10 protein-coding genes are annotated in these 14,763 nt (G+C 31.6%); 6 read left to right on the top strand and 4 right to left on the bottom strand.

Annotation, left to right across the window (positions count from 1 at the left end; genetic code table 11):
• Positions 1-69: 69 nt before the first annotated feature.
• Positions 70-636: a 5-formyltetrahydrofolate cyclo-ligase gene (locus AWN65_RS13915; protein ID WP_060383682.1), complete on the bottom strand. Its 567-nt coding sequence runs from the start codon at positions 634-636 to the stop codon at positions 70-72.
• A 61-nt stretch (positions 637-697) separates the two neighbouring features.
• Between AWN65_RS13915 and uvrC the strand changes: the two genes are divergently transcribed.
• From uvrC to AWN65_RS13930, 3 genes are all read left to right on the top strand, one after another.
• Positions 698-2,488: an excinuclease ABC subunit UvrC gene (uvrC, locus tag AWN65_RS13920; RefSeq protein WP_060383683.1), complete on the top strand. Its 1,791-nt coding sequence runs from the start codon at positions 698-700 to the stop codon at positions 2,486-2,488.
• Between the two features lie 4 nt (positions 2,489-2,492).
• Positions 2,493-4,727: a patatin-like phospholipase family protein gene (locus AWN65_RS13925; RefSeq protein ID WP_060383912.1), complete on the top strand. Its 2,235-nt coding sequence runs from the start codon at positions 2,493-2,495 to the stop codon at positions 4,725-4,727.
• Between the two features lie 97 nt (positions 4,728-4,824).
• The gene (locus tag AWN65_RS13930) at positions 4,825-6,270 is read left to right on the top strand and encodes an amino acid permease (RefSeq protein ID WP_060383684.1); all 1,446 of its coding nucleotides are present in this window, start codon (positions 4,825-4,827) and stop codon (positions 6,268-6,270) included.
• 369 nt (positions 6,271-6,639) lie between these two features.
• Here the strand turns inward: AWN65_RS13930 and lepA are convergent, their stop codons facing one another.
• Positions 6,640-8,436, bottom strand: coding sequence for a translation elongation factor 4 (lepA, locus tag AWN65_RS13935; RefSeq protein ID WP_060383685.1), 1,797 nt, complete (start codon positions 8,434-8,436; stop codon positions 6,640-6,642).
• Between the two features lie 801 nt (positions 8,437-9,237).
• On the opposite strand from lepA, the gene dusB reads away from it, so the two are divergent.
• On the top strand, positions 9,238-10,221 hold the full coding sequence (gene dusB / locus AWN65_RS13940; RefSeq protein ID WP_060383686.1) for a tRNA dihydrouridine synthase DusB: 984 nt from the start codon (positions 9,238-9,240) through the stop codon (positions 10,219-10,221).
• A 76-nt stretch (positions 10,222-10,297) separates the two neighbouring features.
• Here the strand turns inward: dusB and pckA are convergent, their stop codons facing one another.
• Both pckA and AWN65_RS13950 read right to left on the bottom strand, forming a co-directional pair.
• Positions 10,298-11,923 (bottom strand): phosphoenolpyruvate carboxykinase (ATP), encoded by a 1,626-nt coding sequence (pckA, locus tag AWN65_RS13945; protein ID WP_060383687.1) that lies wholly within the window; start codon positions 11,921-11,923, stop codon positions 10,298-10,300.
• Between the two features lie 68 nt (positions 11,924-11,991).
• A complete protein-coding gene (locus AWN65_RS13950) occupies positions 11,992-12,378 on the bottom strand; it encodes a DUF423 domain-containing protein (protein ID WP_060383913.1) in 387 nt (128 codons plus the stop codon).
• Between the two features lie 123 nt (positions 12,379-12,501).
• On the opposite strand from AWN65_RS13950, the gene AWN65_RS13955 reads away from it, so the two are divergent.
• Together AWN65_RS13955 and AWN65_RS13960 are read left to right on the top strand one after the other, a co-directional pair.
• Positions 12,502-13,854 (top strand): saccharopine dehydrogenase family protein, encoded by a 1,353-nt coding sequence (locus tag AWN65_RS13955; protein WP_060383688.1) that lies wholly within the window; start codon positions 12,502-12,504, stop codon positions 13,852-13,854.
• Between the two features lie 418 nt (positions 13,855-14,272).
• On the top strand, positions 14,273-14,743 hold the full coding sequence (locus AWN65_RS13960) for an Lrp/AsnC family transcriptional regulator (RefSeq protein ID WP_060383689.1): 471 nt from the start codon (positions 14,273-14,275) through the stop codon (positions 14,741-14,743).
• Positions 14,744-14,763: the final 20 nt, after the last annotated feature.

A 14,763-nucleotide genomic window follows, 5' to 3' on the forward strand; every position in this document is an offset into this window, starting at 1 on the left:
TCCTAGAAAAGAGAGGCTCGAACGAGGCAAATCAAACAATATTGATTCCTTATTTTTTGGACACCTTTTTTATTTAAATTGTATTACACCAAATGGTGTTACGCAGTAATCTAACATAATATCAGAAGTACTAACATCAGATATTAACTCCTCGGGATCAAAATAAGAAAGTCCTATTTTTATTGTTTCAGGTTTACAAACTGATAAGAATTGATCATAAAATCCTTTTCCATAACCTACACGATTTCCTTTCTTATCATACGCTAATAAAGGCACAAAAACTACATTTATTTTAGAAACAGGAACCTCTATACCTTCTACTGGTTCAGGAATACCATAATCATTCACTTGAAACTGTGTATTATCCGTTAAAAGATAATGAGTCATTTCTCTAGTCTCAAAATTAGATTTAGAAACTACCACTTCTTTATCTCTACCTGATAAAATCTGAAGGATAAATTCAGTATTAATTTCTTTTTGTTTTTCAATAGGTAAAAAAAGATGAAAATACGTTTTATCCCAAATGGGTAAATCTAAACAATGATTAGCTATATTCAAACTATCATTCATAATTTCATCAAAAACAAGCGATTTACGCAATGTTTTATACTTTTCTCGAAGGTCTTTTTTATTCATAAGACAAATTTAACAGAAAATAAATTAAATTTGTTTGTTTTTCATATACTAAACTACCCGTATGAGCTCTTCACTTGAACTTCAAATTCAAACACTACCTGATCAACCAGGTGTCTATCAATATTTTGATAAAGAAGGAAAGATTTTATATGTTGGAAAAGCAAAAAATTTAAAGAAACGAGTTTCTTCCTATTTCACTAAAACACATGATACAGCAAGAATTAATGTTTTAGTAAAAAAAATTACCGAAATTAAACACATTGTAGTTCCAACCGAAACAGATGCTTTGTTACTAGAGAACAATCTGATAAAAAAACTACAACCTCGTTATAACATTAACCTAAAAGATGACAAAACCTATCCTTGGATTTGCATTAAAAATGAAGCTTTTCCCAGAATATTCCCTACAAGAAGAATGATTAAAGATGGATCTGAATATTTTGGCCCTTATACAAGTTTTAAAACAGTAAATACTATTTTAGAACTCATAAAAGAGCTTTATCCTTTACGTACTTGTAGTTATGATTTGAGCCAATCTAATATTAGATCTGGAAAATTCAAAGTTTGCCTCGAGTATCATATAGGTAATTGCAAAGGACCTTGTGAAGGCTATGAAACACAAGTTCGTTATCACGAACAAGTAAATGCTATTCGAGAGATTTTAAAAGGAAATTTTAAAGATTCTTTACGCGACTTCAAAAAAATGATGCAAGAATTGGCTATGAACTTACAATTTGAAGAAGCTCAAAAAATAAAAGAAAAAATAGAAGTTTTAGAAAATTATCAAGCTAAATCAACTATATTAAATCCTAAAATCACTAATCTGGATGTCTTTTCAATTATTTCTGATGAAACAATGGCTTATATTAATTTTTTACAAATATCACATGGTGCCATTGTTCGATCTCATACAATGGAAATTAAGAAAAAATTAGAAGAAACCGATTCAGAGCTTTTAGAATTGGGTATTATTGAACTACGTGAACGTTTTCATTTGAATGCCAAAGAAATCATTGCTCCTTTTGAAGTAAATCTAGGAGATAAAATAACCGTGACTATTCCGAAATCTGGCGATAAAAAACAAATTTTAGACCTTTCAGAACGCAATGCTAAATATTACCGTTTAGATCAACTGAAACAAATTAAAATCGTAGATCCCGAAAGACACACTAATAGACTAATGGCACAGATGCAAAAAGATCTGCGTCTGAGCGTTGAACCCCGCCATATAGAATGCTTTGACAATTCTAACATACAGGGCACTAATCCTGTTTCCGCCTGTGTTGTCTTTAAAAACGGAAAACCTAGTAAAAAAGACTATCGCCATTTTAATATCAAAACAGTAGAAGGTCCCAATGATTTTGCTTCTATGGAAGAAGTAGTCTACAGAAGATACAAACGCCTGTTAGAAGAACAAGAACCCTTGCCTCAACTTATCATTATAGATGGAGGAAAAGGTCAACTCTCTTCCGCTTTAAAAAGTTTAGATGATTTAGGCTTAAGAGGAAAAATAGCTATAATAGGTATTGCTAAAAAATTAGAAGAAATTTTTTACCCTGGAGATTCCATTCCTTTATATCTTGATAAAAAATCAGAAACACTAAAAACCATCCAACATTTACGAAATGAAGCTCACCGATTTGGTATTACCTTTCATAGAGATAAACGAAGCAAAAATGCAATACAATCAGAATTAGAACTAATTTCAGGAATAGGTGAAAAAACAAGAGAAATATTGCTAAAGCACTTTAAAAGTGTAAAAAGAATTAAAGAAGCAACAGAAAAAGAAATTTCTGACGTTATAGGACTTTCAAAAGCCAAAAAAATTCACGACTTTTATGCTAAAAAATAGCTATATGTCTAACCTAAAATCTACTAGTTGTTTGGCAACTATATTCTCCTTAAGGTTCATTGCTTATCTTATTTTTTTTAACACAACTCTTTCCGCACAAGAACTCAACAAAAAACCTAAAATTGGTCTTGTTCTAAGCGGTGGTGGGGCTAAAGGACTCGCGCATATTGGCGCATTAAAAGAAATTGAAAGAGCAGGAATTAAAATAGATTATATAGGAGGTACAAGTATGGGGGCTATTATAGGTGGACTATATGCTTGTGGATATACAGCACATGAACTTGATTCTATCTTTAGCGAAACAGATCCAGACTCTATACTACGAGACAGAATTCCTAGAGATAATCAAACTTTTTATGAAAAATACAACAATGAAGTATATGCTGTAACGCTTCCTTTTCAAAAATTAAGAATATCAGTTCCCAAAGGAATTTCAAAAGGTCTTTACAATTTTAACTTGATTAGCAAATTAACTCATTCATACCGACATATTACGGATTTTAGTTTATTAAAAATCCCTTTCTTATGTATCACTACTGATTTAGAAACAGGTCAAGAAATAGTTTTAAAAAAAGGAAACTTACCATTAAGTTTATCCGCAAGTGGTGCCTTTCCCTCTTTATATTCTCCTGTACAAATAGAAAATCGTTTTTATATAGATGGTGGAGTAACTAATAACTTTCCCGTTGAAGAAGTAAAAAAAATGGGAGCCGATATAATCATAGCCATAGACGTACAAGATAACCTCAAAGATATTGATAACATAAGTGGAGCTACAGGTATATTATCTCAAATATCAAACTTTAGTACGTTACAAAATATTGAAAAGAAAAAACAATTAATTGATGTATATATTAAACCTAATATTAATCCCTATTCTGTCATTTCTTTTGAAGAAGGCAAAGAAATAATCCAAACAGGTGTAGATGCCTGTAAACCTCATTGGGAAAAATTAAAATCGTTAGGCATACACATTCCATCCTTTTCAAAAAAAGAAAAAGAAAACACATTAGATATAAATGGTATAGGCATTGAAGGATCTAAAAACTATACTAGAAGTTATTTTTTAGGAAAACTACGTTTTCTTCCTGAAAACAAAATTACTTACAATCAGTTACAGTCAGGATTAAACAATTTAAACGCTACCCAAAACTTTACCTCTATTACCTATGAATTTATTAAAAATAAAAACAAAGATGATTTAATTATCAATGTTGTTGACAATCCCATAAAGACCTATCTTAAATTAGGTTTACATTATGATAATATTTTTAAATCTGGAATATTATTCAACGTTACACAAAAAAAATTAATTTTTAAAAACGACGTAGGTTCTTTAGACTTAATACTAGGAGATAATACACGTTTTAACCTTGATTATTACATTGATAACGGATACCGTTGGAGTTTTGGTTTTAAAAGCAATTATGATCAATTTAATAGAAACAGCAACATAGATTTCAAAGGAAACGAGCTGATAAATCATATCAAAAGAGATCCCATTGAAATTAGTTACAAATCATTATCAAATAAAACATACCTACAAACAATTTTTGCACAAAAATTCTTAATTGGTGCAGGAATAGAACATAAATATATAGATATAACATCCAATTCAACAGGTACTCTTTCTCCGCAATTAGATAAAAGCCATTATTTGAGTGCAATAGGATTTATGAGATTTGACTCGTTCGATAATAAATACTTTCCAAAGTCAGGTTGGTACTTTTTTGGTGACATTAACAGCATTTTTCATTCATCAAACTATTCAGATGATTTTGAAAAAGCTTCACTATTCATGGCAGATATGGCATACGTAAAAACATTTTGGAATCATTTTTCTCTAAAAATACAATCAGAAGGAGGCTTTACTATAGGAAAAAAACTTAATCATATTAATGATTTTATATTAGGAGGGTATGGATTTCATCATTTTGGAAATTTCAAACCTTTTTTAGGATATGATTTCTTATCAAAAAGTGGAGATAGTTATGTAAAAGGAAGTTTAAGTTGCGATTATATATTTTATAAAAAACATCATCTTAACTTTACTGCTAATTTTTCTAATATAGGAAAAAAAATATTTGATAATGGAGAATGGATTACAAAGCCTGACTATACAGGATATGGAATAGGATATGGATTGGAAACGCTCATTGGTCCCATTGAAATTAAACATTCTTGGTCTCCTGAAACTGCTAAACATTATACTTTTTTCAGTATAGGGTTTTACTTTTAGATTTTATGTTAAAGATTTCTATAAAATTCAATTTTATTGGTTTATTATTTGTAAAAAAGCTATTTTTGAAACGATATAAACCAAACTTTTAAATTTTATGTCTATTTGGAAAAGAAAATCTATTGATCTTTTATTAGCCGAGGCTTCTGACTCAGAAAAAGGTCTAAAAAGAACTCTGTCTTCTGGCGCCTTAGTTGCCTTAGGAATTGGAGCAATTATAGGGGCAGGACTATTTTCATTAACAGGTATTGCTGCTGCTGAAAATGCAGGACCCGCTGTAACTCTATCTTTTGTTCTAGCTGCAATTGGTTGTGCTTTTGCTGGATTATGTTATGCTGAATTTGCTTCAATGATTCCAGTTGCAGGAAGTGCGTATACTTATTCTTATGCTACTATGGGCGAATTCATGGCATGGATTATTGGCTGGGATTTAGTATTAGAATACGCATTAGGTGCAGCAACAGTAGGAGTAAGCTGGTCTCGATATTTTCTAGAATTATTAAATAAATTTGGAATTCATTTACCTCATAGCTTAATATGTTCACCTTGGGAAACTCTAAAATTAAGCGACGGTACAGTCATAGAAGGAGGTGTTATAAATTTACCTGCTGTTCTTATAGTTTCATTACTTTCCTTACTATTAATTAGAGGTACAAAAGAATCCGCAAACTTAAATAACTTCCTAGTAATTTTAAAAGTTACCGTAGTAATACTTTTCATCATATTAGGATGGAATTATATCAACCCTAACAATTACACCCCATATATTCCTGAAAATACAGGAGTAAAAGGTCAATTTGGATGGTCAGGTATTGCTGCTGGTGCCGCAACTGTATTCTTTGCTTTTATAGGTTTTGATGCTGTATCAACAGCAGCCCAAGAAGCAAAAAACCCACAAAAAGGTATGCCAATAGGTATATTAGGTTCTTTAATTGTTTGTACAATATTATATGTTCTTTTTGCACATGTTATGACAGGTTTAGTACCTTATTATGAATTTGCTGGAGATGCAAAACCAGCTGCAACTGCATTTGCTAAAACTCCTTATACATTTTTACAAACAGGTCTTATAGTTGCCGTATTAGCAGGCTACACCTCTGTAATGTTAGTTATGCTAATGGGACAAAGTCGCGTGTTTTACACAATGAGTAACGACGGCTTATTACCAAAGTTTTTCAGCACTATTCATCCTAAATTCAGAACCCCTTGGAAAACAAATATATTTTTCTTAATCTTTGTTAGCATCTTTGCTGGTTTTGTTCCTGTATCTGATTTAGGTCACATGGTAAGTATAGGAACTCTTTTGGCTTTTGTTTTAGTATGTATTGGCGTACTGGTAATGCGTGTTAAAATGCCTGACATTCCAAGAGCGTTTAAAACTCCATTAGTACCATTCGTTCCTATTGCAGGTATTTTGGTGTGTTTGTATTTAATGTATTCATTACCACTTGAAAGCTGGATGCGTTTAGTTATTTGGATGGCATTGGGTGTCATTATATACTTTATATACGGCAAAAAAAATAGTAAGCTTAATAAAGAATAATAAATTTATTTATACCTTTTAAAAACCCAAGTTAAAAATTCTTAACTTGGGTTTTTTATACCCTAATTTTAATTCTATATTACGCATTAGAAATGGATTAGAATCTAGAAAAGCACTCCATTTTTACCTTCCATGCAAAACTATAGCTATAGCACAAAATTTCCGTGCCTTTTTACTTTCTCCTTTTTCCTAATATAAAATATGGGGAAGCAAAAAACACATCAGAATATTAAACACAAATCTTTTAAAATCTCTAAAAGGTCACCAAGATGATTTTATAACTATAATTTACATCCTTCTTTAAAAATCATTAATACAAAAAAAGGCAATCATTTCTGATCGCCTTTTGATTATAAATCATTGTTCTTATTAATCATTTAATTTTAATACTGCCATGAATGCTGATTGTGGAATTTCTACGTTTCCTACTTGACGCATACGCTTTTTACCTTGTTTTTGTTTTTCAAGAAGTTTACGTTTACGTGATATATCACCTCCATAACATTTAGCTGTTACGTCTTTACGTAAAGCTTTAATGGTTTCACGAGCAATAATCTTAGCACCAATAGCAGCTTGGATAGGAATTTCAAATTGCTGGCGTGGGATTAACTCTCTTAATTTTTCACACATTTTTTTACCAATATGATACGCATTATCTTCATGAATTAAAGCAGACAAGGCATCTACATTCTGTGCGTTTAATAATACATCTAAACGAACTAACTTAGAAGTACGCATTCCTATAGGGTGATAATCAAAAGAAGCATACCCTTTAGAGACCGTTTTTAAGCGATCATAGAAGTCAAAAACGATTTCAGCTAAAGGCATATCAAAATTTAATTCAACACGCTCAGGAGTCAAATAAGTCTGATTTGTAATTTGTCCTCTTTTTTCAATACATAAGCTCATAACATTACCTACGAAATCTGATTTGGTAATAATAGTTGCTTTTATAAATGGTTCTTCAACTCTATCTAATTTAGAAGGTTCTGGCAAATCAGACGGGTTGTTCACAATAAATGATGTTTCAGGATCTTTTTTTGTGTAAGCTAAATACGAAACGTTAGGTACTGTAGTAATTACAGTCATATTAAATTCACGTTCTAAACGCTCTTGAATAATTTCCATGTGTAGCATCCCTAAGAAACCGCAACGGAAACCAAATCCTAAGGCTGCTGAACTTTCGGGAGCAAAAACTAATGAGGCATCATTTAGCTGCAATTTTTCCATTGAGGCACGCAATTCTTCATAATCTTCTGTATCTACTGGATAAATTCCAGCAAAAACCATGGGTTTAACATCTTCAAAACCATGAATCATATTAGTAGTAGGTGTTTTAGCATCTGTAATAGTATCCCCTACTTTAACTTCTTTAGCTTCTTTTATTCCTGAAATTAAGTATCCAACATCCCCTGTAGAAACAACGTTTTTAGGAACTTGGTTTAATTTTAAAGTACCTATTTCATCTGCAAAATATTCATTGCCTGTAGCCATGAATTTAATTTTTTGCCCTTTTTTAATTTCACCATTTTTTACTCGGAAAATAACTTCAATACCTCTAAACGGATTGTATACTGAGTCAAAAATTAAGGCTTGCAAGGGCTCTTCTGGGTTTCCTTCTGGAGCTGGAATACGCTCTACTATAGCTTCTAATATTTTATCTACACCAAATCCCGTTTTTCCAGAAGCATGAATAATATCTTCTAACTTACATCCTAATAATTCTACTATATCATCACTCACTTCCTCTGGATTAGCACTTGGCAAATCAACCTTGTTTAAAACAGGTATAATTTCTAAATCATTCTCTAATGCTAGGTATAAGTTAGAAATCGTTTGTGCTTGTATACTTTGTGCCGCATCTACAATCAATAAAGCACCTTCACAAGCAGCAATTGAACGTGAAACTTCATAGGAAAAATCCACGTGTCCTGGCGTATCAATTAAATTTAAGATGTATTGCTCTCCTTTGTAATTGTATTCCATTTGGATGGCGTGACTTTTGATGGTAATCCCGCGTTCGCGCTCTAAATCCATATTATCTAACAACTGTGCTTGTGCTTCACGAGCCGTTACAGTTTGCGTGGCATCTAATAAACGGTCGGCCAAGGTACTTTTACCATGGTCAATATGTGCAATAATGCAAAAATTTCTAATTTTCTTCATCGTTTTTACCTTCCAAAAAATTGCGGAATCTTTAATATGCAAATATAATCAAATTCACATATTTCAACTAGAATTACAAATTCATTTATTAATCCTATCCTTTTCTTTGTGTTTTTATAAAAAATTAGGTATTACCTCTTCTATCATAATTCAATAATAATGTATAAATATAGGCAAAAACATTATTTTCATTTAAAAACACGATGTACAAAAAAACTAATTTATACCATTTCAACTTTGAAATTTCATTATAATACTATTTTTTAACCTTGAGACTGTCCAAAAAGTTCGCAATCTTGTTCATTTCGACCAAAGGGAGAAATCACATAATATTGATTATGAGACTCCTCCTTACGTAGGAGTGACAAACCGCATGCTGATTTAGACACTATTCTACAAAAGCAGTAAAAATTAGTATTGATTCTCGATGCGCTTCGCGCTCGAACTAACGATGATTTCAATTATATACTCAACCGTTTGTTAGGGTTATTTCTAAAATAAAAAAATGTATCGAGAACTTTATTTTTTAATCCAGTATATTTTAAGTTTCAACCTAAACCATATATGTTAGACTTTTTGATGAAAATAAAAAATGAGTGTTTTAAGATTTAAAGTCCTTTTTATCTGCGATAATTTTCTAATACATGATCTAGATTTAAAGACATATAATTCATCTTTAGATCTTCAGATAAATAAATTTAAAATTTAATCTGAATTTTCAAAAAATGCTTAAAACCTAATCACGCTTTAAGTTAAAGTATGTTCTCATTATTTTGTAATTTTGTACCAAAATATAGACCGATGGTTAAAATAGGCAATATAGAGCTACCCGATTTTCCTTTGTTATTAGCCCCTATGGAAGACGTGAGTGATCCTCCTTTTCGTCGCTTGTGTAAGATGCATGGTGCTGATTTGATGTACTCTGAATTTATTTCTAGTGAGGGACTAATTCGTGATGCTATTAAAAGCCGTCAAAAATTAGATATTTTTGATTATGAACGTCCTGTAGGTATTCAAATTTTTGGTGGAGATGAAGAGGCAATGGCCATGAGTGCCAAAATAGTAGAAACCGTGCAACCTGATTTATTAGACATCAACTTTGGTTGTCCAGTAAAAAAAGTAGTTTGTAAAGGGGCTGGTGCAGGCGTTTTAAAAGATATTGACTTGATGGTGCGTTTAACTAAAGCCGTTGTAAATAGCACAAATCTACCTGTAACGGTTAAAACTCGTTTGGGTTGGGATGATCATTCTATCAATATTGATGAGGTAGCTGAACGATTACAAGATGTGGGTATCCAAGCTTTAACTATTCATGGACGTACGCGTGCACAAATGTATAAAGGTCATTCCGATTGGTCACACATTGCACGTGTAAAAAATAACCCACGAATAAAAATCCCTATTTTTGGTAATGGTGATATTGATTCCGCGGAAAAAGCATTAGAATACAAAAATACTTATGGGTTAGATGGTATTATGATAGGTCGTGCTGCTATTGGGTATCCTTGGATTTTTAATGAGATTAAACATTATTTTATTACTGGCGAATTATTAAACTTACCTAATATTGCAGATCGAGTAGAAGCAGCTAAAAACCACTTAACATGGTCTATTGAATGGAAAGGTGAACGTGTGGGAATAGTAGAAATGCGTCGTCATTACACCAATTATTTTAAAGGAGTACCTCATTTTAAGGAGTATCGTAACCAATTGGTTACATTAGATAATTATCAAGATTTATTATTTGTTTTTGAAGAAATTATTGAAAAATATTCTGAAAAATAAATTCAAAAAGTAGGTATGTATTCTAACAAAACGGGCTTTCCTAAAGGAAAGCCCGTTTTGTTAGAAATTTTTTGTTTTATAATTGGGGTCCTGCTTCTACTAAACGTTCTCCTTGTTCATTATCTGTATATTGCACAAAGTTTTTAATAAATCTTCCTGCTAAATCCTCTGCTTTAGTTTGCCATTCTGAGGCATCAACATACGTATTACGGGGATCTAAAATTTCAGAATTAACATCATGTAATGCTGTTGGAACTTCAAAATTAAATACTGGTACAACGGTTGTTTCTGCATTTTCAATAGAACCATCCAAAATAGCATCAATGATAGCGCGTGTGTCTTTAATAGAAATACGTTTACCTGTACCATTCCAACCTGTATTTACCATATAGGCCTTAGCATTGTGTTCTTCCATTTTCTTCACTAATTCTTCTCCGTACTTTGTAGGATGTAAAGACAAGAATGCCTTACCAAAACAAGCTGAAAAAGTTGGTTCTGGTTGAGTTACACCTCTTTCTGTTCCTGCTAATTTAGCGGTAAATCCTGACAAAAAATAATATTTTGTTTGTTCAGGAGTTAACTTAGAAACGGGAGGCATTACACCAAAAGCATCTGCTGTTAAGAATATCACCTTAGTAGCATGACCTGCTTTTGATACAGGAGTTACTATATTATTAATGTGATAAATAGGATATGAAACACGTGTATTTTGTGTTACAGAGCCATCTTTAAAATCAATTTTACCATCAGCATCAACCGTTACATTTTCCAGCAAAGCATCACGTTTGATAGCACCATAAATATCTGGTTCGTTTTCTTTACTTAAATCAATTGTTTTTGCATAACAACCTCCTTCAAAGTTAAAAACGCCATCATTATCCCACCCGTGTTCATCGTCTCCAATTAATTCACGTTTAGGGTCTGTAGATAAAGTTGTTTTTCCAGTTCCTGACAAACCAAAGAATACGGCAACGTCACCATCTTTTCCTTTATTTGCTGAACAGTGCATAGAGGCCATACCTTGAAGAGGTAAATAATAGTTCATCATTGAAAATAAACCTTTCTTCATTTCTCCTCCATACCAAGTACCTCCAATTAGCTGTACTTTTTCTGTTAAATTAAAAGCAATATAAACTTCAGAATTTAAACCATGTGCTTTATAATCTGCAAAACCACGTTTTGAAGCGTTCATTACCACAAAGTCAGGTTCGCCATAATTAGCTAGCTCTTCTTCTGTTGGACGAATAAACATATTTTTTACAAAATGTGCTTGCCAAGCTACCTCCACAATAAAGCGTACTTTTAATCGTGTATTTTCATTAGCGCCGCAAAAAGTATCAACTACAAAAAGTCTTTTTCCTGATAATTGCTCTATCGTATTTTCTTTTAGAGCATTCCAAGTATCAGTACTAATAGGTTTATTATCGTTTATAGCTTTTTCAGAAGTCCACCAAATAGTATCCTCTGTTACGGCATCTTTAACAATATATTTATCTTTAGGAGAACGACCTGTAAACTCACCTGTCATTACATTAACTGCCCCCAATTCAGTTAACTGCCCTTTTTCGTAACCTTCTAATTCAGGGCTTAATTCTTCCTGATACAACAATTCGTATGTAGGATTATATACAATTTCTTTAACGCCACTAATTCCGTATTTTTCTAACGAAATCGTTTTCGTAGGTGGTGTGTATGCTTCCATAAAATTTATGATGTGTGTGTTCAATTTTAACGACAAAAGTATAAATATTATTTAAATAGAGTCACTGTTTAGATTTTTTTTGTGAAAATGTAATAAAATGCCATAAGCCAAGCAGATATTAACAATACTCCTCCTACAGGTGTTATAGGACCCAAGAATTTAAAATTTAAATTTGTAATAGACTGTGTAGACAGAAGAAAAATAGAAACTGAAAAAAACAATATTCCTAGTACCACCAAATTAAAAATTACATTCTTTTGTTCTGGTAAAAACATATTGGTTGTACCTAAAAATAGTAACAAAAAAGCGTGATACATCATATAACGGATCCCTACTTCAAAAGAAATTAGTTGATCTGTATTTAAAACTTTTTTAAGAGCATGCGCTCCAAAAGCTCCCAAAATAATTGAAATTGCACCAAAAAACAAGGCTGTTAATAAAATTTTTCTATCCATTTTTATTAAATTTTTTTTCAAATTTAACATAGTATTCTCAAAAAATTCTATATATTTTATCTATTTCGTTTTTGAAAAAATTACATTTGATTACATTTGTGTAATTTTTTTTACCACACCAAAATGAGAAATATACTAATTATAGGAGCTGGTCGGTCTGCTTCTTCTTTAATAAAATACCTTTTAGAAAAATCTGAAAGTCAAAATTTACATCTTACTATAGGTGATTTATCACTAGAATTAGCACAGCGTAAAACATTAGGACATAAAAATGCAACGCCTATTGCTCTAGATATTCATAATACAAATCAGCGACAAACTGAAATTAAAAAAGCAGACATAGTAATTTCAATGCTTCCAGCTCACATGCACATTGAAGTAGCAAAAGACTGTATTATATACAAAAAACACATGGTTACCGCCTCATATATTAGTGATGCCATGCAAGCTTTAGATGAACAGGCAAAAGAAAATGGTTTAGTATTCATGAATGAAGTAGGATTAGACCCTGGTATAGATCACATGAGTGCCATGAAAGTATTGGATGAAATCCGTGATCAGGGCGGTAAAACAATTCTTTTTGAGTCATTTTGTGGCGGTTTAGTAGCTCCTGAAAGTGATGATAATCTTTGGAATTACAAATTTACTTGGGCACCAAGAAATGTTGTGTTAGCAGGTCAGGGTGGAGCTGCCAAGTTTATACAAGAAGGTACTTATAAGTATATTCCATATAATAAATTATTTCGTAGAACGGAATTCTTGGAAATTGATGGATTTGGACGTTTTGAGGGATATGCTAACCGTGATTCTTTAAAATATAAAAGCATTTATAATTTAGATGATGCTTTAACACTTTACAGAGGAACTATCCGCCGCGTAGGCTATTCTAAAGCATGGGATATGTTTGTACAACTGGGTATGACAGATGATTCCTATGTAATTGATGATTCTGAAAAAATGAGCTATCGTGATTTTGTAAATCTATTTTTGCCATACCATGCTAGTGACTCCGTTGAAATAAAATTACGTCATCAATTAAAAATAGATCAAGACGATGTAATGTGGGACAAACTTGTGGAATTGGACTTATTTAATAGTCAAAAAACATTAGGTATTAAGAACGCTACACCAGCACAAGCTTTAGAAAAAATATTAACTGATTCATGGACATTACAATCAAATGATAAAGATATGATTGTGATGTATCATAAGTTTGGTTATGAATTAAATGGTCAGCTCAAACAAATAGATGCTACGATGGTTTGCATAGGCGATGATCAGACTTATACTGCTATGGCTAAAACGGTAGGTTTGCCTGTAGCAATGGCTACTTTACAAATCTTAAATGGGAATATTACCACACCTGGCGTGCAATTACCAATTAAAAAAGAAGTTTATATACCTATACTAAAAGAGTTAGAGGAATATGGAGTTATTTTTAATGAAAAAGAAGTTCCATACAAAGGATATAATTAATCTACCCTCCTACTTATTTTTAAGTCACCCATTCTTTTCGATGGGTGATTTTTTATATCTAGTTCGCTCTAATTTTATTACTATATCACTGAAATTATACCATTTAAACTTAAAATATACTGGATTAAAAAATAAAATTCTCGATACGTTTTTTTCATTTTAAAACAACTCGAACAAACACGGTTTGTCACTCCGAATGAGGAGTCTCATAATTAATATTATTGATTTCTCCCTTTGGTCGAAATAACAAGATTGCGAACTTTTTGGACAGTCTCAAGGTTAAAAAAATAGTATATGAGGAAATTTCAAAGTTTAAATGGTATTAGATTTTGTTTGTTCATAGAATAATAAAACTAAATAACATTTTATTGTTTTATTTGAAAACAAAAGTTAACTTTAGGTTTTCAATTTTAAATCAATGCGAATAAATCACTTACAAATTGAAATTGACGGTATAGACAAAGAAATCTTGCGTTATTTAATGGACGATGCTCGTAAGCCTATTTTACAGATTGCTAATAAAATAGGAATTTCAGGAGCAGCTATTCATCAAAGATTACGAAAATTAGAGGAAGCTAAAGTCATTTCGGGTTCAAAGTTTATTGTTAATACAAAAGTCTTAGGATATAGCACTATGGCATTTGTAGGAATATACCTAGATCGCGCCGCGCGAAATTCAGAAGCTGTTAAGGAGTTACGTAAAATTCCAGAAGTATTGGAGTGTCATTATACTACAGGTAATTGGAGTATTTTAATAAAGATGATCTGTCGTGACAATGAACATTTAATGCAATTATTAAATACCAAAATTCAATTTATAGAGGGTGTTTCTAGAACTGAAACTTTTATATCCTTAGATCAACAAATAGAAAGACAAATACAATTATAAATTAATAAAAAATGCCTTAA

The sequence above is a fragment of the Flavobacterium covae genome, from assembly GCF_001534645.1.
Taxonomy (GTDB): Bacteria; Bacteroidota; Bacteroidia; order Flavobacteriales; family Flavobacteriaceae; genus Flavobacterium; species Flavobacterium covae.

Coding starts and splice junctions, on each gene's coding strand:
- AWN65_RS13915 (WP_060383682.1), bottom strand. CDS start 636: ATGAATAAAAAAGACCTTCGAGAAAAGTATAAAACATTGCGTAAATCG.
- uvrC (WP_060383683.1), top strand. CDS start 698: ATGAGCTCTTCACTTGAACTTCAAATTCAAACACTACCTGATCAACCA.
- AWN65_RS13925 (WP_060383912.1), top strand. CDS start 2,493: ATGTCTAACCTAAAATCTACTAGTTGTTTGGCAACTATATTCTCCTTA.
- AWN65_RS13930 (WP_060383684.1), top strand. CDS start 4,825: ATGTCTATTTGGAAAAGAAAATCTATTGATCTTTTATTAGCCGAGGCT.
- lepA (WP_060383685.1), bottom strand. CDS start 8,436: ATGAAGAAAATTAGAAATTTTTGCATTATTGCACATATTGACCATGGT.
- dusB (WP_060383686.1), top strand. CDS start 9,238: ATGGTTAAAATAGGCAATATAGAGCTACCCGATTTTCCTTTGTTATTA.
- pckA (WP_060383687.1), bottom strand. CDS start 11,923: ATGGAAGCATACACACCACCTACGAAAACGATTTCGTTAGAAAAATAC.
- AWN65_RS13950 (WP_060383913.1), bottom strand. CDS start 12,378: ATGGATAGAAAAATTTTATTAACAGCCTTGTTTTTTGGTGCAATTTCA.
- AWN65_RS13955 (WP_060383688.1), top strand. CDS start 12,502: ATGAGAAATATACTAATTATAGGAGCTGGTCGGTCTGCTTCTTCTTTA.
- AWN65_RS13960 (WP_060383689.1), top strand. CDS start 14,273: ATGCGAATAAATCACTTACAAATTGAAATTGACGGTATAGACAAAGAA.